The organism is Rhizomicrobium sp., assembly GCF_056722145.1.
Map to the genome: position 1 here is coordinate 1 of NZ_JBWZET010000274.1, position 16,943 is coordinate 16,943.

General features: G+C 64.3%; 20 protein-coding genes and 2 tRNA genes. 11 read left to right on the forward strand and 11 right to left on the reverse strand.

Annotation, left to right across the window (positions count from 1 at the left end; translation table 11 throughout):
* Window positions 1–165: 165 nt before the first annotated feature.
* The 6 genes from AC1P6P_RS14335 (at window position 166) to AC1P6P_RS14360 (ending at window position 4,989) form a co-directional block, all read left to right on the forward strand.
* Entirely contained in the window at window positions 166–2,037 is a 1,872-nt protein-coding gene (locus AC1P6P_RS14335) for a hypothetical protein (RefSeq protein WP_481403122.1), read from the forward strand.
* Complete coding sequence (locus AC1P6P_RS14340; RefSeq protein WP_481403123.1) at window positions 2,037–2,354, forward strand: hypothetical protein; 318 nt, start codon at window positions 2,037–2,039, stop codon at window positions 2,352–2,354. Before AC1P6P_RS14335 ends, AC1P6P_RS14340 begins: the two co-directional genes overlap by 1 nt.
* A 1-nt stretch (window position 2,355) precedes the next feature.
* The gene (locus AC1P6P_RS14345) at window positions 2,356–2,577 is read left to right on the forward strand and encodes a J domain-containing protein (protein WP_481403124.1); all 222 of its coding nucleotides are present in this window, start codon (window positions 2,356–2,358) and stop codon (window positions 2,575–2,577) included.
* A 610-nt stretch (window positions 2,578–3,187) separates the two neighbouring features.
* Window positions 3,188–3,502: a hypothetical protein gene (locus AC1P6P_RS14350; RefSeq protein WP_481403125.1), complete on the forward strand. Its 315-nt coding sequence runs from the start codon at window positions 3,188–3,190 to the stop codon at window positions 3,500–3,502.
* Complete coding sequence (locus tag AC1P6P_RS14355) at window positions 3,499–3,738, forward strand: hypothetical protein (protein ID WP_481403126.1); 240 nt, start codon at window positions 3,499–3,501, stop codon at window positions 3,736–3,738. Before AC1P6P_RS14350 ends, AC1P6P_RS14355 begins: the two co-directional genes overlap by 4 nt.
* Window positions 3,739–3,771: 33 nt before the next feature.
* The gene (locus tag AC1P6P_RS14360) at window positions 3,772–4,989 is read left to right on the forward strand and encodes a tyrosine-type recombinase/integrase (protein WP_481403127.1); all 1,218 of its coding nucleotides are present in this window, start codon (window positions 3,772–3,774) and stop codon (window positions 4,987–4,989) included.
* 177 nt (window positions 4,990–5,166) lie between these two features.
* Here AC1P6P_RS14360 and AC1P6P_RS14365 read toward each other — a convergent pair.
* Window positions 5,167–5,243: transfer RNA gene (locus AC1P6P_RS14365), tRNA-His, on the reverse strand.
* Between the two features lie 160 nt (window positions 5,244–5,403).
* On the opposite strand from AC1P6P_RS14365, the gene AC1P6P_RS14370 reads away from it, so the two are divergent.
* Window positions 5,404–7,293, forward strand: coding sequence for an AsmA family protein (locus AC1P6P_RS14370; protein ID WP_481403128.1), 1,890 nt, complete (start codon window positions 5,404–5,406; stop codon window positions 7,291–7,293).
* Between the two features lie 8 nt (window positions 7,294–7,301).
* Entirely contained in the window at window positions 7,302–8,405 is a 1,104-nt protein-coding gene (locus AC1P6P_RS14375) for an extracellular solute-binding protein (RefSeq protein WP_481403129.1), read from the forward strand.
* A gap of 55 nt (window positions 8,406–8,460) precedes the next feature.
* Here AC1P6P_RS14375 and AC1P6P_RS14380 read toward each other — a convergent pair whose 3' ends face one another.
* From AC1P6P_RS14380 to AC1P6P_RS14390, 3 genes are all read right to left on the reverse strand, one after another.
* Window positions 8,461–9,105, reverse strand: coding sequence for a hypothetical protein (locus AC1P6P_RS14380; RefSeq protein ID WP_481403130.1), 645 nt, complete (start codon window positions 9,103–9,105; stop codon window positions 8,461–8,463).
* Between the two features lie 17 nt (window positions 9,106–9,122).
* Entirely contained in the window at window positions 9,123–9,608 is a 486-nt protein-coding gene (locus AC1P6P_RS14385; RefSeq protein ID WP_481403131.1) for a hypothetical protein, read from the reverse strand.
* A gap of 101 nt (window positions 9,609–9,709) precedes the next feature.
* A complete protein-coding gene (locus AC1P6P_RS14390; protein ID WP_481403132.1) occupies window positions 9,710–10,108 on the reverse strand; it encodes a hypothetical protein in 399 nt (132 codons plus the stop codon).
* Window positions 10,109–10,319: 211 nt separating this feature from the next.
* On the opposite strand from AC1P6P_RS14390, the gene AC1P6P_RS14395 reads away from it, so the two are divergent.
* Window positions 10,320–10,396: transfer RNA gene (locus tag AC1P6P_RS14395), tRNA-Arg, on the forward strand.
* A gap of 129 nt (window positions 10,397–10,525) precedes the next feature.
* Window positions 10,526–11,044, forward strand: a complete 519-nt coding sequence (locus AC1P6P_RS14400) for a hypothetical protein (RefSeq protein ID WP_481403133.1) — start codon at window positions 10,526–10,528, stop codon at window positions 11,042–11,044.
* On the opposite strand, the gene AC1P6P_RS14405 is transcribed toward AC1P6P_RS14400, so the two are convergent.
* A complete protein-coding gene (locus AC1P6P_RS14405) occupies window positions 10,989–11,144 on the reverse strand; it encodes a DUF6471 domain-containing protein (protein ID WP_481403141.1) in 156 nt (51 codons plus the stop codon). The genes AC1P6P_RS14400 and AC1P6P_RS14405 overlap by 56 nt on opposite strands.
* A 123-nt stretch (window positions 11,145–11,267) precedes the next feature.
* On the opposite strand from AC1P6P_RS14405, the gene AC1P6P_RS14410 reads away from it, so the two are divergent.
* Window positions 11,268–11,921 (forward strand): SOS response-associated peptidase, encoded by a 654-nt coding sequence (locus AC1P6P_RS14410; RefSeq protein ID WP_481403134.1) that lies wholly within the window; start codon window positions 11,268–11,270, stop codon window positions 11,919–11,921.
* An 80-nt stretch (window positions 11,922–12,001) separates the two neighbouring features.
* Here the strand turns inward: AC1P6P_RS14410 and AC1P6P_RS14415 are convergent, their stop codons facing one another.
* The 6 genes from AC1P6P_RS14415 to AC1P6P_RS14440 all read right to left on the reverse strand — a co-directional run.
* Window positions 12,002–12,361, reverse strand: coding sequence for a helix-turn-helix domain-containing protein (locus AC1P6P_RS14415; protein ID WP_481403135.1), 360 nt, complete (start codon window positions 12,359–12,361; stop codon window positions 12,002–12,004).
* Window positions 12,362–12,861: 500 nt separating this feature from the next.
* Window positions 12,862–13,884 (reverse strand): oxidoreductase, encoded by a 1,023-nt coding sequence (locus AC1P6P_RS14420; RefSeq protein ID WP_481403136.1) that lies wholly within the window; start codon window positions 13,882–13,884, stop codon window positions 12,862–12,864.
* Window positions 13,881–14,864, reverse strand: coding sequence for a Gfo/Idh/MocA family protein (locus AC1P6P_RS14425; RefSeq protein ID WP_481403137.1), 984 nt, complete (start codon window positions 14,862–14,864; stop codon window positions 13,881–13,883). Before AC1P6P_RS14425 ends, AC1P6P_RS14420 begins: the two co-directional genes overlap by 4 nt.
* Window positions 14,861–15,274 (reverse strand): hypothetical protein, encoded by a 414-nt coding sequence (locus tag AC1P6P_RS14430; protein ID WP_481403138.1) that lies wholly within the window; start codon window positions 15,272–15,274, stop codon window positions 14,861–14,863. The genes AC1P6P_RS14425 and AC1P6P_RS14430 overlap by 4 nt, the downstream gene beginning before the upstream one ends.
* A gap of 52 nt (window positions 15,275–15,326) precedes the next feature.
* Window positions 15,327–16,082, reverse strand: coding sequence for an ABC transporter ATP-binding protein (locus AC1P6P_RS14435; protein ID WP_481403139.1), 756 nt, complete (start codon window positions 16,080–16,082; stop codon window positions 15,327–15,329).
* Window positions 16,079–16,943: FecCD family ABC transporter permease (locus tag AC1P6P_RS14440; protein WP_481403140.1), on the reverse strand; the 865-nt coding region annotated here is incomplete at its 5' end. The genes AC1P6P_RS14435 and AC1P6P_RS14440, both read right to left, overlap by 4 nt.

Consider the following 16,943-nt stretch of genomic DNA (forward strand, 5'->3'; position numbering starts at 1 on the left):
GATGAAGACCGAGGTCCAGAAGAACACGAGGGCGAGCCGACACGCCAGTCTACTCGTCCCGTGTGGCCCGATGGCCGAAAACTTCAATCCCGCGGGTTCAACAGGATACACCGCCCAATGCGGCGTCAAGAACCACAAGCTACCGAATAGAGGAAGGGGAATTACATGACATCGACAGCCACCATCGACCAGCTGAGGCCGGGCCAGGAATATCCGGACGGAAACATCAACGCCCGTCAGCACTACACCGACGCCGAGATCGAGGAGCTGGCCGTCAGCCTCCTGCCCGATCACGACGGACAGCTGCGGCCCTTCCTGGTCGCGACCCACTCGTCGACGCCGGGCCTCTACTATGTGTTCGGCGGCGGGCGCCGGCGCATCGCCTATACCCGCCTGATCGAGCGCGGCGACTTACCCAAATCTCACCCGATCGAGATCAAGGACTTCGGCCACATCTCAGTGACCGAAGCACTTTCGAAATCATGGGCAGACAACAAGGCCGTCCCGATGCACCCGGCCGACCTGGCCGCCACGTTCGCCACGCTCGCCGCCGATCGCCCGGTCGATGAGATCGCGGCTCAGCACGGCGTCACGGTCCGCGCCGCCCAGCAGTACATTGCATTGGGCACCAGGCTATCGGCCGATGTCCTCGCCGATTGGCGGGCTGGCCTACTCAAGCGGGAGGCGATTGAGGTCTTTGCGATCACGGACGATCATGAGGCGCAGAACGACGCCCTGCTCTGGGCCAAGACGCAGTGGCAGTGGGCGCACAACGGCCACCATGAGATCGACATCAGGAATCTGCGCCAGAAGCTGACCAACAAGAAAGAGCCAGAAATGAAGCGGCTCCTCGGGTTTGTCGGCGCCGACGCCTATCGCGATGCCGGTGGCGTGGTTACCGAGGACTTCTTCGGCCAGGGCGGCGTGGTCAAGGACATGAAGCTGCTCAAGAAGCTGGCGAAGGACAAGATGGGCGAGATAATTTTCGCCCTGGATATGGACGGCTGGTCCTGGACTGAGGGCCGCATGAAGAATAACAACACGCACCATGGGTACGGCCAGGCGAAGATTAAGGCAGAACCACTGGCTTCTGAAATGATCCGCCAGGCCGAGATCGAGAAGCGATTGGCGGAGATCGAAGACATTAGTTTCGACGCCGAATACAACGATTCCGATTACATCGCCGAGATCGATGCCGAAGAGGAATCGCTAAAGGCTGAGCTCAAGCGTATCGAGGCGAAGGCGCTGCTCGCCGGCGCGACCAAGCAGCAGAAGGTCAGGTCAGGCGTCATCGTGTCGGTCAATGACGACGGCACGCTGCACTACGATATAGGGCTTATCCGAAAAGCCGATGACGGCAACCCCAAAGCGGCGACGAGCCTCCAGGGGCAGACACAACAGCAGCGCGACACCACGAATGAGGCAGACCAGCACGTCGATACCTGCGTCGGCGAAGCCGCGGCAGAACTCATCGAGGATCACCCGAAGGAACTATTTGCGCTGTTTTTGGCGTCCCTGGAGCGCGGAAATTGGACCGACCCGTTCCACGCGGACGAGATCAATTCGACTTACAAAACCAGCGCCAAGCCGTTCGACAAGCTCTACGCTGAATTCGCGCAGATGTCGCCCACCGAACTCTTGAAGCGAGCCGCCGGGCACCTCAGCGAAGGAATGCAGCTCGACGAGGATGGATCGGTCGCCCCGATCGTCATGTCAATCATCGGGGAGGACAGCTTTCAGAAGGCCGTCGCGAAGAAGTTTGACCCGAAAATCTATTTCGATGGCGCTTCGAAGCGTTATGTCCTTGGCGTGATCGCGGAGGCCCTCGGCGAGGACGCCAGGAACGAAGCCGAGATCGCGCCGGGCGCAAGATTGATCGAAGATGCGATCGCGGCCGTCAAATTGACCGGCTGGCTCCCACCTGCGCTGCGCACGTCGAAATACGTTGCGCCGACGCCGCTCGAATCCGCGATCGCCGCCCAGGATGCCAAGGTCAAGGCGAAGAAGTCGGCCGCAGCTAAGAAGAGGGCCGCGTGATGCGAAAAGTGGTTTTTCCGAAGTGGTGGGAAGTTCGGCGGGCGATCGCTAAGGCGCGGCTTCGTTTCGTTTGCGCGATCGTCGAGGCGCTTTGCGGAGCAACGATGCTTTGGGATGACGAGAATCTCGAAGAGCCAATCTATTCCATCGAAGAATGGGCGAGCAATTACGGGATGCGCAACGGCGAGAAATGCACGGTGACGTTTCAACGTGCGCTTTCTCTGAAGAGCCGGACTGTCGAGATAACGGCTATCGACGCCGATGACGGCCGCTATCTCGTGCGCGCGGTTCCGGTGCCCAAGAAGAAGGCGGCCTGACATGACCCAAGCCTATGCCAGCTTGCCGCCGCCGACCGACGCGAATGGCGCGCTGCCCCCGCCTTACTGGAAGGTCCTTGGTATCAGCGAAAAGGCAACGCTCGCCACGGCTAAAGCCGCCTATCTCGCACTGGTGAAGCAGGCGCACCCAGACCACGGCGGTGACGCGGCGAAGTTCAACCAGATCGTCGAGGCCTGGAAGCAGGCTCAGGAGGCGGCGTGATGGCCCTGGCGCTAAACTCGTGTGACCTGCGGCCGGATTTTGATCGCCGGCTCCTTGAAACGCTGCGTCAAGGAAGTGGATGGGCATCGATCAGACTGGCTGGAGAAATGAAGGCGTCGCACAAGGCCGTGCAGAACGGTCTTCGTAGGCTCCAACGCCGAGGGCTGGCAATCTGTGAAGTCGTGTGGAGGGCCGCGTAATGCCCTGCACCACGGTAAAACCGAACGACGGAACGACAGCAATCGTTTGCTCGCGTGGACGGCGCAAGGCACCGCCGCCCTGTGCATTCTGCGGCCGCCCGTCGACAAAGCTCTGCGACTTCCCTGCGCCATCAGCTGCCGGCACCGGCAAGACTTGTGACAAACCTCTGTGCGATCGGTGCGCGGTTAGCGTCGGCCGGGACGTCGACCACTGCCCCGACCACCCGCACGGGACGCACGAACATGCCTAAGCTTCCCACCAACATAAAGAAGGCGCGCGCCGCCGCAGCGAAGCAGAAGGCGGCAACCCGTGACGCAGCGGCTCGCCGCCTGGACCGGCGGCAATGGTACGGACGTCAAGGTCAAGAGCCCGGCGTGCCGGCACTGGGAAACGCGCGAGGTCATCCCCAATGTCTGACGACATCTACACAATCGTCGCCTGCACCGCGTGCCGACCGAAGTTCGAGTCTGTTTGGATCGTCATCGATGGCGCCGGCGGAACGCGTAGCGAGATGCTGCGCCAGTTGGAGATCCACCCAGACGACGTCGAAGTCATGAAAGCGGCCGACCGGGTGCAGCCGATGAATCTGCGCGTCCTCGCCGATCGCGCTGCCGAGCTCGGAATCATCACCTGCGATGCCACCGCAGAACCAATCCCCACTACCGACCCACCGGCGCCCGCCAAAGTGCCGGCCTACGGAGATCTGTTCGGAGCTCTGACATGACCGCCCGCACCACAATTGCCGCCAGTGATTCCGCCGACATGTTGCACGGACCGCAGCAGATCGCCGACTTCCTGTCGAGTCTGGGTCCGGCCTGGACGGTGCGGCAGGTGCGGCACGCCAGGACGTGCCGGTCCTTGCCAATCAGAAAACTCACAGGAATCGGCATCTACGCCTTTAAATCCGAGATTGTGGCCGCCCTAAAGGCGCCAGAAACCTTGACTCAAGCCAGGGCCTAGGCCGGGAATGAGCGCCCCGGCGAGAGTTGAGCCATGGCATACGTCCGTAAACGTGCCCTCCCCAGCGGGAAAGTCCGCTGGCAGACCGTCTGGACCGACGCGTCGGGCCGGCGCGCATCCGAGATGTACGACACGTCGCGCGAGGCCAACGCCAAGCGGGTCGAGATCGAGGGCAAGCGGCCGTCGTCGTCTGCTGCGTTCCGGGTCATGGCGAAAGCCTATCTCGAGCACATCGAGATGCTCGTCGGTCAGGGCGAGCTCGAGCGCAGCTATCTCGACATGCTGCGCAACCACGTCAACAACCACATCCTGTCGGACGCCGAACTCGCCGGAACGAAATGCTCCTCGCTTGGGACGCCCGAGATACAGCTTTACCTGCACCGCCTCATTGCCAGGATCGGTGCAAAGCCCGCGGCGAAGATCCGCACCACCCTTTCGCAGATCTGCAAGCACGGATCAAAGATCGGCTACCTGGGAACCAACCCAGCCCGCGACGCCGAGGTGAAACGGAGCCGGCGGCCCGAGGTTGGTGAGGCCGCGCCGTTCAAACTCCCATCGAAGGAGGACCTCAAAGCCCTGCTCGACGCCGCGGCCGAGTTCGACAGGACGGGCCGGGCCTCCGCCGTGGTTCGTGTCCTCATGTTCGGTGGGCTCCGCATGTCGGAGCTGCGCGGCCTGGCGCGCCGGGAATGCCACCTCCGGGGCGAGCGGCCTAGGCTGTCGATTGTGCAGCGTGCCGATCGCTACAACAAGATCGGACCGGTCAAGAGTAGGGCCGGACGCCGTGATGTTGATCTTGGCACGGACACGGCCCAGGCGCTTCGCCTGTGGCTCATGAAAGCGCCAGTGGCAAAGGCCGAAGATTCCGAAGGCGGACGGCCGACACCCCCAGCTCCGCCTCAGTACGCATTTCCTGGGACCACCGGAACAATTTGGTCCAAGTCAGGGTTTCGCGCCTGGTTCTGGGTCCCACTCATGAACCGTTGCGGCCTCGTCACGGCAGAGCCGGTCGACGCCCATATCCGGGCGGCGTCAATCTCCTACGCCGACTTCAAAATGCCGGCGTTTGGCGTGCACATGCTGCGCCACGTCTATGCCTCCCTGCAGATCGAGCAGGGCGTCACGCCAAAACGGCTACAGAAGCTGATCGGACACGCCACACTCAAGATGACGCTCGATACCTACGGCCACCTCTGGCCCGACGAAGATGCCGACCGCGAACGGGCGCGCGGCGTAGAGCGAATGATCTGATTCCGCCGCGAACGAATCTGCATCGCCGTGGCGCTCCCGTGGCGCTCGGAGGTTTATGGCAGCGCTGTAAAAGCCCGTAAAACGTGGTTTTCCGGTGTGATGCCATGAAACGAAAAGCGAGGCGCAACGAGCGCCCCGGATTTACAATAAGTACTTTATTTTAAAGGAGAAAGTCTGTGGTACAGGCGGGTTGAGTTGAACAACCGACCTCCGGATCCACAATCCGGCGCTCTAACCAACTGAGCTACGCCTGCACGTCGGGGGCCGGAAACTAGGGGCGGCGGGCGCCAAATGCAAGCCGTTCGACCCTGCGACATCTCTTGGGGGGAGGGTTCCGGGCCGCGACACAGCCAGAACGGTAGCGCTGCCGCCCAACCGGGCTATGATCGCCCCGTCGCCAGGGGGTGTCGGAGCATGAACAGGCGCTTGCGCAAAGTTCTGATCTGGGCGGGATCGCTCGCCGCCGGCGTGGCGATTGCCGCGGTGGTCCTGCCGTACGTCATTCCGGTCGACAGCTACCGCAGCCGGATCGAAACCGCCGCCGGCAAGGCGACGGGCCGCGTCTTCAAGATCGACGGGCCGGTGCGCTTGACCTTCTTCCCCCATTTCGGTCTCAAGGCCAAGGAAGTCACCCTTGCCAACGTGCCGGGCGGACGCGCGGCGGTGATGGTCTCGGTCGGCGATATCGATCTGTCGCTGAAGGTGCTGCCGCTCTTGTCCGGCCATGTCGCGCTCGACAAAATCGTGCTCGACCAGCCGACCATCGCGCTCGAAGTCGACGCCGAGGGCAACCCCAACTGGAAATTCGGCAAAACGACCGCGACGGCGACCGGCGAGACCAAGAAGGGCACCCTGACGCTGCCCGCCGGCACGACTTTCTCGGGCATTGCGGTCAGCGATGGCCGCATCAGCTACGACAACGCCAAGACCGGCACCCATCGCGCGCTGGAACACGTCAACATCGACATCGCGATCACCACCGCCGATCAGCCGATCAGCGCCAGCGGCGACATGACCATGGCCGGCAAGAAGCTGACGGTGGCGGCTCGGCTGGAGACACTGGCGACCTTCCTCGGCTCGGGCACGACCCAATTCGAATTCAAGGCCGACGCCGATCTGGTGCATGCCGCGCTCAAGGGCCAGATGCTGCCGAGCGGCGAAACCGACGCCGACATCACGCTCACCAGTCCGGATTTCCACGATCTGGCGGCATGGTTCGGCACCAAGTTGCCGGCGGGCGGGCTGAAGGGCCTGTCGCTGTCGGGACAGATCGCGAGCAAGGACAAGGTCTCCCAGTTCGAAAATCTCAAGGCCACGCTCGACGGCCAAAACATGACCGGGCGGCTTGCGATCGATGCCCGCCCCGCCGTACCGGTGCTTGATGGCGCCCTGACGGTCGATCATCTCGACCTCAATCCGTATCTCAAGGGCGGCAAATCGGATGAGCCGGCGGCGCCGCAACAAGCCGGCTGGAGCCGCAAGCCGATCAGTCTGGCGCTGGTCAAGGAATTCAACGGCACCCTGGCGCTGACCACGGGCGCGCTGCGGGTTCAGGGCCTGCACCTCGGCCGCACGGTGCTCCGGATCGAAAACCGCGACGGCGTCGCCACCGTCCTGCTCGACCAGATCAGCCTCTATGGCGGCGGCGGCAAGGCGCATCTCGTCATCGATGTGCGCACAGCGGTGCCGCAGTTCGCCAACTCCATCGACCTCAAGGGCGTGCAGCTCAATCCGCTGTTGCGCGACACAGTCGGTCTCGACCAGATCGAAGGTATCGGCGCACTCAGCCTCGACATCCGCATGGCGGGACGAAGCCCCGACGCGATCCTGCATTCGCTCTCGGGCAAAGGCGCGCTGACCGGCAGCGACGGCCGCTTCAAGGGTGTCGATCTCGGCGTCGTGGCGCGGACGGTGCAGACGGCACTCGGCGGCAACGCCACCGGCACGGTCGCGTCGACCTCGTTCAGCGACATGGGTGCCAGCTTCACCATCGCCGGCGGCGTGATGCGGACGGAGGATTTCCACCTCGCCGGACCGGTGGTGCAGATGACCGGCAAAGGCGCGATCGATCTCGGCAACCGCGGCATCGATTTTCGCGTGCGGCCGCAAGCCGGCTACGGCACGCTCGGCCTCGGCGTCCCCTTCCACATCCGCGGCTCCTGGGACAAGCTGCACTACGCGCCCGACCTTGCCGGCATGGTAGGGGGAATGGTGGACGGACTGTTCGCCCCCAACAAGGACGGGCAGAACGGCAAGAAGAAAACCACGACCGATCGACTGAAACAGATGTTCGGGATTCATTGAGGCTTGAAATGAAGAAATGGCGCGTGCCGGCATTGTTCGGCGCTGTCGTGACGCTGGCGGGCATCACCGTCGCCTATCTCAGTCTGACTGCGCCCAAGCCGGTGCTGACGGTCGCGACCTGGGAAGGCGATTACGGCCACGCGCAACGCTCGGCCCAGATCGTGGCGTTCGGGGCGGTCAGCGGCGTCGACACGCTGTTCGCCTCCTACAACGGCGGCACCAAGGAACTGGCCGATCAGGTGGCGAACAAGACCTACGCCTGGGATGCGGTCGATCTCGAACTGCCCGATGCGGTGGCGGCCTGCCAGTCGGGATTGCTGGAAAAGCTCGACACCTCCGACCTCCCCGCCTCGCCCGACGGTACCGCGGCGGCGATCGATTTCGTGCCCGGCGCGATCGGACCGTGCTGGGTCGCCTCCACGGTCTACAGCCAGGTGATTGCGGTGAAGTCCGGCGGCGCCGAGCCGAACGCGATGACCGATTTCTTCGATGTCAAACGCTTCCCGGGCAAGCGGGCACTGCCGCGCGCCAGCGCCAAGCTGACACTCGAAATGGCACTGCTCGCCGACGGCGTGGCGCCTAAGGATGTCTACGAAGTGCTGTCGCATCCTCAAGGCATTGCCCGCGCGCTCGCCAAGCTCGACACCCTGAAAGGCGAAATCGTCTGGTACGACAGCGCCGCCGATGCCGCCGCCATGCTCGACGACGGCCGCGCCGCCTTTGCCTCGCTGCCCAACTGGGCGGTGTTCGACGCCAACAAGGATTCGACCTCGGAACGGCTGAATTTGCGCATCATTTGGGATCGCCAGCTTTATCAATTGGAGGTTTTCGGCATTCCGCGCGGCAATCCGAAAGCCAAGCGGGCGATGGATTTCGTGCGTTTCGCCACGCGCTCGGAGGTTCTCGGCAAAATGTCGAGCTGGGTGCCGTACGGCCCGGCGCGCAAGAGCGCCCTCGCCTACGTGCAGCCGCAGCCGGAACTGCACGTCGACATGATGCCGTATCTGCCGACGGCGCATTTCGCCACCGCGTTCCAGGTCGATGCCGGCTGGTGGCGCCTGCACGGTGCTGATGTCGCCGACCTGTGGAAATCATGGCAGGCGGCGCACTGAATACGAAAACGCCGCGCGAAGGGCTCCCCCGCGCGGCGTTCTGTTGTGCCGACGCTCAGCGGACGCGCTGAACCTTGATCATCTGATTGTGGCCTTCAACGGTCAGATTGTAGCTGCCGAAAATCCCGCGCTCGACGGTGGCGAGTTCGCCGTTCTTGCCCCGGAAATGCTCGCTGTCGCCGTCGATCTGGCGCCAGACTTGGCCATTGCTCAGGGTGATCAGCGCGCGGCCGTTCGGCAGATAGCTGAGCGTGGCGATGGAGCCCTTGATGGCATCGATTTCCTCGGGCTGGCCGGCAGCCTGGCGCTCAGGCTTGCCGAGATTCTCGGCGCCGAATTGCGCTTCGGTCTGAATGACGGGCGCCGCAGCGGCTGGCGCGGCGGCTACCGGCGCAACGGGCGCTGCCGCAACTGGCGGCGGCGCAACTGGCGGCGGCGCAACGGGAGCAGCCACAACTGGCGGCGGCGCAGCAGGCGCAGCCGCAATCGGCGCAACCGGTGCTGGCGCTACTGGCGCCGCGGCGGCGACGGGGGCTCCCACCTTCAGCTGGGCGGCGATGGCGTCGTAGCAGGCCAGCCGGGCCTTGGCGTTGGTCTTGGCGGCGCACAGGCCGACAGAGAATTCCAGATTCGGTCCCGCCGCGGCCGCCGCCGTGACGGCGATGGCAGCAACGAGCCCTGCGAAAACGTGGATGCGCATGATCCCTCCTCAGCCCTTCACTTGATCCGTTTGACTTTGAATGTGCCCCACGCGCCCTCCACCGACAGGCTGTAGCTGTCGAGGAACCCGCGGGAAATCTTGACGGTAGCGGCGGCAGCAAAGCGCGCCACCGGGGTGTCGGACTCGAGCTGGCGCCAGACCTGCCCGTTGTCGAGTGTCACCGTGAATTGCTGGAAGGCGTTGTAGTTCACCGATGCAACCGTGGCGGTCATCGCCTCCGGCTCGGGCGGACGGGTGGCATCGGGGAGGCGCTCGCCGCCGAAACTGGGCGCCGGGGCGGCCACCACCGGGGCGGCCGAAGACGATGCAGTGGCCGGCGCCGCGTGGCGCGCCAGGACGCGGTCGAAACAGGCCAGACGGGCGGCATCGCCGAGGCCGCGGCAGGCGGCAAGCTCGGTCAGCACGCCGGAGTCGGCGGTATCGGCAAAAGCAGGCGCACTCGCCACCACCACAGCGGCCAGCAGGGAAATTGTCCGAACCATCGTCCCTCCACAGCCGCAAGGTTATCGCCCCCGGCCCGGCGGCGCAAACTTCGCCTGAGGCCGCGCGCGTCGCCGCCTGTCCGTGGGAAGGGCGGGCGCCGCTAATGGCAGCCGGTGGTCATGTCGGCGTGATTGGCGCGGGGCAGCGACAGGTCCGTTTTCCCGGCGGCGCCGCCGCGCCACTGCAGCGTGCCGACCAGCGCCTCCGCCGACATTTGCCCCTCGAAACGCATGGGCTCGGCATTGGGATTTTTGGAATACAGCTGGAATGAGATTTTCGACGTGTGCGCGTCGATCACCGGCACATCGGCGAGCGGCAACGACAGGGCGCCGGCGGCTTCTTCAAACACGACATAATCACCCTCCGGTTCGCGGATCACGATGATCCTGTAACCATCGATGTCGCCGCTCTCCTTCGAAGTACAGAGCTTGCCGTAATCGAAGACGCCGTACCGGGGCAGCGCAGCGTTCGCACCCGACGCCGCGCCGGCAAGAAGCACGGCCGACAGAACTGCCCAAGCTGCTATTTTCCGCACCGCAACCTCCGCTTCGTGACCGGCGTCCGTTCTACGCGGGTTTTCAGGGATAGCCCGATGCGGCAAAAGACCGAATTTGTCGCAAATCGGCTCGCGGCGATGCCGGCGGGGCTGGGGGCGCAAACTTGGAGCGCACCCTTGCACTTACCGGGTCGAACGGGCAATTTCCCGGCGAGACCCCGTAGCTCAGCAGGATAGAGCACCGGTTTCCTAAACCGGGGGCCAGAGGTTCGAGTCCTCTCGGGGTCGCCACGACGCCGGTGTGTTGGCGCAAACGGCGCTGACGGTCCAAACGCCGCAAACCAATCTCAATTAAGTGTGGGCGCGCGCCAGCGAGTAAGGATTCGGCGCAGCGGAAGGACTCGGGTAACAATCCAGACCATGGATGGATTGGATCGGCTGGTCGAAATGCTTGAGAAGCGTTTCGGCAAGTTTTGGGCGGACATACTGTTGCTTATTGCGGTTTTTGGGGCCGCTGCGTGGGGCGTTCATTCTGTCGTAGTCTATCTGTTACGTCCATTGTGGAAGTTGTTATCTGGTCTTTTTGCCATGATGGGCGGCACGAAAATACACATCACTAAAGACGATATCATCACCTCCGTGGCACAGGTCTTCATTTTAGGCGTGCTTTGGTTAGGAGCTTTGGCCTTTCTCAGGCGGAGACAAAACAGATGGGAAACCAAGGCTCGCGCACTCGTGGACGAGTTAGAGCAGTTCAACGAGTTTTTGATTGAGAAGAAGTCCGAAGCTCTAAAAGTGCATGAACAGGCCCACGGATATCTTGAGCGGGCCCAGGAAGCGGTTAAAAAGTTAGAGATCGGCGTCAAAATGCTGGACCGTGAAGCTAGTCAAAATGAAGCCTCAGATCTTTCGCTCCCGCCGCCTCAAGACACTGCATGAAAAACACAGCCGTAAACCCGCCTCTGGCGATCTTTTTGCGGACGTAGGCGCGATTTCTTTGAACCGAACTTAAGCAAGCGTCACCACTTGTTTGGCGCAGCTCTCGCCCTTCCGCATGAGCGCCGCGTCAAGCCCTCGCGGCGTCACCACCTCCTTCGGTTTCCATGCTGGTGCCGTTATAACTACCCCGCGCTCGCCTCTCGTGCGGGCCGGGTGAGCGGACATGTGCGGGAAATTCACTCAGATGTTGACCTGGAGTGCGCTGGTCGAGATCGGCGATCTGCAGGCATCCATCCGTCCCGACGGCATCGAGACGGTGACGCCGATGCGGTTCGCTTCGGTGATTGCGCGCGACGGCAGGCGGCGCAGCGTGCGGATGCGCTGGGGGCTGGTGCCGCCGGGGGCGCGCGATCCCGCGGCGGTGAAGCCGCACATCCACGCCCGCGCCGAGACGCTGGATGAGAAGCCTGCCTTTCGCGCCGCCTTTGCCGCTCGCCGCGGTATCCTCGCCGTCACCAGTTTCAACGAGGGCCGCGAGGTCACGCCGACCAAGACCGAGCAGCATGTGCTGACGCCGGACGACGGCGCCCCGATCGGCATCGCGGTGGTGTGGGAGCGCTGGAGTGAACCGCATGGCGGATCGCTGCTCAGCTTTGCCATGGTGACGGTGCCGCCGAACCCGCTGATCGGCACCATCACCGATCGCATGCCGGCGATGATCGCGGCGGCGGACTGGCCGCTGTGGCTGGGCGAAACGCCGGCGACGCCCGCGGCGCTGAAAGCCGTGCTGCAGCCCTCCGATCGCGAGCTGACGATGCGGCACGCCGAAAAACCGCCACCCCGCAAGAAGGACGACGGCCAGACGACCTTGTTCTAAGGAAGGTGCTGGAAACGCCCCTGCCGAATCCAGCCCTCACGGTCTGCTTTGCCGGCTGCAGCAGCCGGCCGTCGTCGCGTTTACGGTGATTCGCCCTCAGCCAACGACCGCACATACGCGAGCGCGGTCTTGCGCTTCTGCGGATCCTTGATGCGCGTGAACACCGCCATAAGCTGGCGGCCCTGCACGGCGGCTTCGGATTCGCTGCCGGCGGCGCTCTCTTCGATCGGTGCATGCGAAGCATCGAAGAAGCTCGCAACCGGGATGGCAAGAATTTCGGCGATCTCCATCAACCGCCCTGCACCGACGCGATTTACGCCGGTTTCGTACTTCTGCACCTGCTGATAGGCGATGCCGAGCCGATCAGCCAACCCTTGCAAAGTCATCTTGGCGTTCTTGCGATGTTGACGGATGGATTGTCCAACCTCGGCATCCAACATGCGCGAACGCTTTCGCCTGTCTGTCGATCCCGACCCCTGTGCGGATTTCATTGTGATCTCATTCTTTTGTGCGCAGTTCATTTTTTTCTCAGAGACATTTGCGCCTCAAAGAGGCGCAACAAGATAATCCGCCTGCGTCATCCGGCAAATCCCGTCGATGAATGAATTCGTCGGATATCCATCGTTGGCGCGGCGGCACCTGGGACTTCTTCGGGAACTTTATGACGAGTCGGGCGCTGGGTATCTTCGCGAATTCCGGGTGAGCAACGCGCGAGCCGAGGCTTGGTTCAGCATTTCGTGCGTCGCCGGAGATGCGATCCGGCATCAGATACACCGAAGAAGAGAAATGCACCCCTCAGAGCAGCGTAAACACGCCCGATTACTCGAGAATGCGCAGTAACACAGCATTGTTTTGCTGTGTGAACACGCCTGTTCAACTTTCCACCATTTGGAGAACCACCACTTACACCAGTGGCTTATGTGACGCTGAGACGCACGGCTCACAAAGGTGAGCGCCACGCCACTTCGCTGTGCCGGCGCGCGCTGTCCTCGCCCGCCTCGATCAGCTCCATCACCGCCAGCGCTTGGGAAGCCGTCACCGCGAGCGGCGCAACACCTTGCAGGGCATCGCGCACATTGCCGTAGAACGCGCCGTAACGCCCCGGCTCGACGAGCACGTCGTGTTCAGCGCCGCCGGGGAGCACCAGCCTGGCCGGATCGCGCTCGCGGCCATAGGCGGGATCGTGCGGCGAGCGGCCGGCCGCCAGATCGCCCTGCTGCGGATCGAGGCCGCACTTGATGAAGCTGGCGCCGGTGCCGTGAACGCGAAAACGCTCGGCCGTGGGCGCCAGCGAATTGCCGGCAACGACGACGCGGGTGGACGCATAGCGCAGCACGACGTGGAAATAGTCCGTGGTCTGAGCACCGTCACGGCGGCCCGCGAGATCGGCGGTGATGGCGATGGGATCGCCGAACAGCTGCAGCGCCTGATCGACCAGATGGGCCCCGAGATCGTACCAGGTTCCGCTCGCCGGCCCGGCCCGTTCGCGCCAGCGGTCCTGCACCCTGGGGCGCCACAGGTCGAAGCGCGATTCCATATAGGCGACGGTGCCAAGCGTGCCGTCGTGCAGCAGCTTTTTCAGCGTCAGGAAATCGCCGTCCCAGCGCCGGTTGTGGAACACCGTCAACAGCCGGCCGCGCGCCTCGGCGATCAGCGTCCGCGCCTCGGCGGCGGTGAGCGCAAACGGCTTGTCGATCACCACATGCTTGCCGGCGGCAAGCGCCCGCGCCGCAAGGTCGAAATGGGACTCGTTGGGCGTCGCCACCACAACGAGATCGATGGCGGGATCGGCGAACAGCTCCTGAGGATCGGCGAGCACCGCCACGTCCGGCCACGCCGCGGCGAGTTCCGCGCTACGGCTGGAGACGATGGCGGCGAGTTCGATGCCTTCGGTCGCCGCGATCAGCGGAGCGTGAAACACACGCCCCGCCAGACCGTAGCCGATCACGCCCGCGCGGATCATGCCAGCGGGACTTCGCGCCGCTGCGCCGCGCTGACGTCGCCCGCTTCGAGCACGTCCATCACCGCGATGGCTTCGTCGAGCGTCACCGGCTGCGGCGCCTTGCCGAGAATGGCGTCGCGCACCGCCATGTAGAACGCGCGTCCGTCGGCCACGCCGGTCGGCGCCGCCTTCGATGTGCCGTCCGGAAAGTGGAGCGTGCCCGGCCATTTGTCGGGGCCTTCGCGGGTGTCGATGCCGTACTTGACGAAGCTCGCCTTGGTGCCATGGACGACGAAGCGCAGTTCCTGCTCCGGCGCCAGCAGACAGCTCGTCAGCACGACGCGAAGCCTGTCATAGCGCAGCAGCGCGTGGAAGAAATCGGGGGCGCCGCCGCCGGGACGCTGGATCGCCTGATCGCACGTCACCCCAAGCGGACGACCGAACAGTTGCAGCGCCTGATCGACCAGATGCGGCGCCAGATCCCACCACATGCCGGTGCCGGCGCCGGGCTTTTCGCGCCAGGCATCGGGAACCACCGGCGACCAGCGGTCGAAATGGGTCTCGAAATAGGTGATGTCGCCGAGCGCGCCGTCGTCGATCAACGCCTTCAGCACCAGGTAGTCGGAATAATAGCGGAAGTTATGGAAGACGGTGAGAAGCTTGCCGGTCTCGGCTGCGATCCTCTTGAGTTCGCGCGCCTCGGCGCCGTTGACGGTGAACGGCTTGTCGACCACCACATGCTTGCCGGCCTTCAGCGCGCGCGCGCAAAGATCGAAATGCGCCGTATTGGGCGTCGAAATCGCGATCAGGTCGATCGAAGGATCGGTGTACACCGCCTCGGGATCGTCCACCGCGACAACGCCGGGGTGGGCCCGCGCGATTTCCTCCGTCCGCCGCGACACGATGGTCGTCAGCTTCATACCGTCCGTCCGCGCCACCGGATCGGCGTGGTAGACGCGCCCGCCGAACCCGTATCCGATTACTGCAACATTGAGTGTCATGCGAAGAACATCCGTGCTCGTTTCCCGAACAGCAGGATATAGTTCAGCGCCAGCCACACAAGCGACAAACCGGCACGCAGCAGCGCATTGCGAATCTCCTCGCTGAACACGTCGTGTTCCATGCCCCAGGCGATGATCCACATCGAATAGACGATCATCAGGCCGAGAAACACCGTCATCAGCAGCAAAAGCAGCAGCCGCCCCCAGCGATAGCCGAACCACGTCAGATGCGCGGCGATGCTGATGCCCAGCCCGAAAAAGCCGTAATAGGCGGCCTGGGAGCTGGTGTAGCCGCGCAGTTCGGCAACAATGGCCGTCGCGACCAGGAACACAGCCACCAATCCGTTGGTAAGGCACAAAAACCACACCGACAACGGCCGCCGGCGCAGCGACACGATGGTATCCGCCATGAGAGCCTCCCCCTCGAAAGCGGCGGGATTGTACGGCGTCGAAAATGGCGGATCAGAGGCGGCGGAACGCCCCCAACCCCAACGCATCGGGTCCGCGCGCAATCTGGAACACCGCCGCCAGCACCTCATCGGCGAACGCCTCGGCTGGTGTCCCATCGGCGACAAGGAGGCCGTCCTTGAGCACCAGCACGCGGTCGCAATGGCGCGCGGCAAGCGACAGATCGTGCAGCGTGACCGCGACCGCGGTGCCGCGGCGCGCTTCTTCGCGCAGCAACTCCATCAACCGCAGCTGATGGCTGGGATCGAGATAGGCGGCGGGTTCGTCGGCGATCAGCACCGCGGCGCCGGTCGCCAGCGCTCTTGCGAACAATACGCGAGCGCGCTCGCCAGCCGAGAGTTCATCCATGCGTCGGCGCGCGAACAGTCCGGCATCGCAGCGTTCCAGCGCCTCCGCGACCGCGAGCCGGTCTTTCAGATCGGGCGCCCCGAAGCCGCGATGCGGCAGGCGGCCGAGCAGCACCACGTCTTCCACGGCCATCGGCCAGCGCGCCTCGCCGCCTTGCGGCAGATAGGCGATAGCCCGCGCCAGCGCCTCGCGCCGCCACGCCGCCAGCGGCTTGCCCAGCACATCCACACGTCCGCCGGACAGCGGCTGCAGCCCGAGCGCGGCGCGGAGCAGCGTCGTCTTGCCGGCACCGTTGGGACCGATGATGCCGGTAACAGCACCCGCCTCCAGCCGCGCCGAAACCTCCGTCAGCGCCGCGCGGGCGCCGAACGAGACCGAGACATTTGCGAACGCGACGCTCATGCCCGCCGCCTCAGTTTCAGGATCAGCCACAGGAAGAACGGCGCGCCCAGCAGCGCCGTGACGACGCCAAGCAGCAACTGGCCGTCGGGCGTGATCAGGCGCAGGGCGACATCGGCCGCCGACACCATCACCGCCCCGCCCAGCATCGACGGCACGATCAGCCGCGACGGCTGGTGGCCGAACAGCGGCCGCAAAAGATGGGGCACCATCAGGCCGACGAAACTCACCGCCCCCGCCGCCGCCGTCGCCGCGCCCGTCGCCAATGCGACGCCGAGCACGACGCGCCCGCGCACGCCTTTGACATTGACGCCAAGCGACAAGGCCGCCTCCTCGCCGAGGGTCAGCGCATCGAGGCCGCGACCGGTCGAGCCCAGCAACACCAAGCCGAATGCGACCAGCGGCGCGGCGTAGGCAAGGTCGTTCAAGGTGCGGTCCTTGAGCGAGCCCATCATCCACAGCACCATTTCGCTCATGGCATAGGGATTGGCCGATAAGGACAGCGCCAGCGCGGTCAGGGCCGTCGCGAAACTGCCGAGCGCGACGCCGGCCAATACCAGCGCCACGGCGCCAGCACCGCTTTTCGACAAGGCATAGAGGATCGCGGCGGCGATCAGCGCGCCGGCAATGGCAAACGCCGGCAAGGTCAGCGGGCTGGCGACAACGAGACCGAAATACATCGCCACCACGGCGCCGAGCCCGGCGCACGAGGTCACGCCGGTGACGCCCGGTTCGGCCAGCGGATTGACGAACAGCCCCTGCAGCGCCGCGCCACTGCCGCCGAGCGCCGCGCCGATGATCAGCGCCAGTGCCGCGCGGGGAAAACGGATTTCCTGCGCGATGACGCCCGCCGCGCCTTTGCCG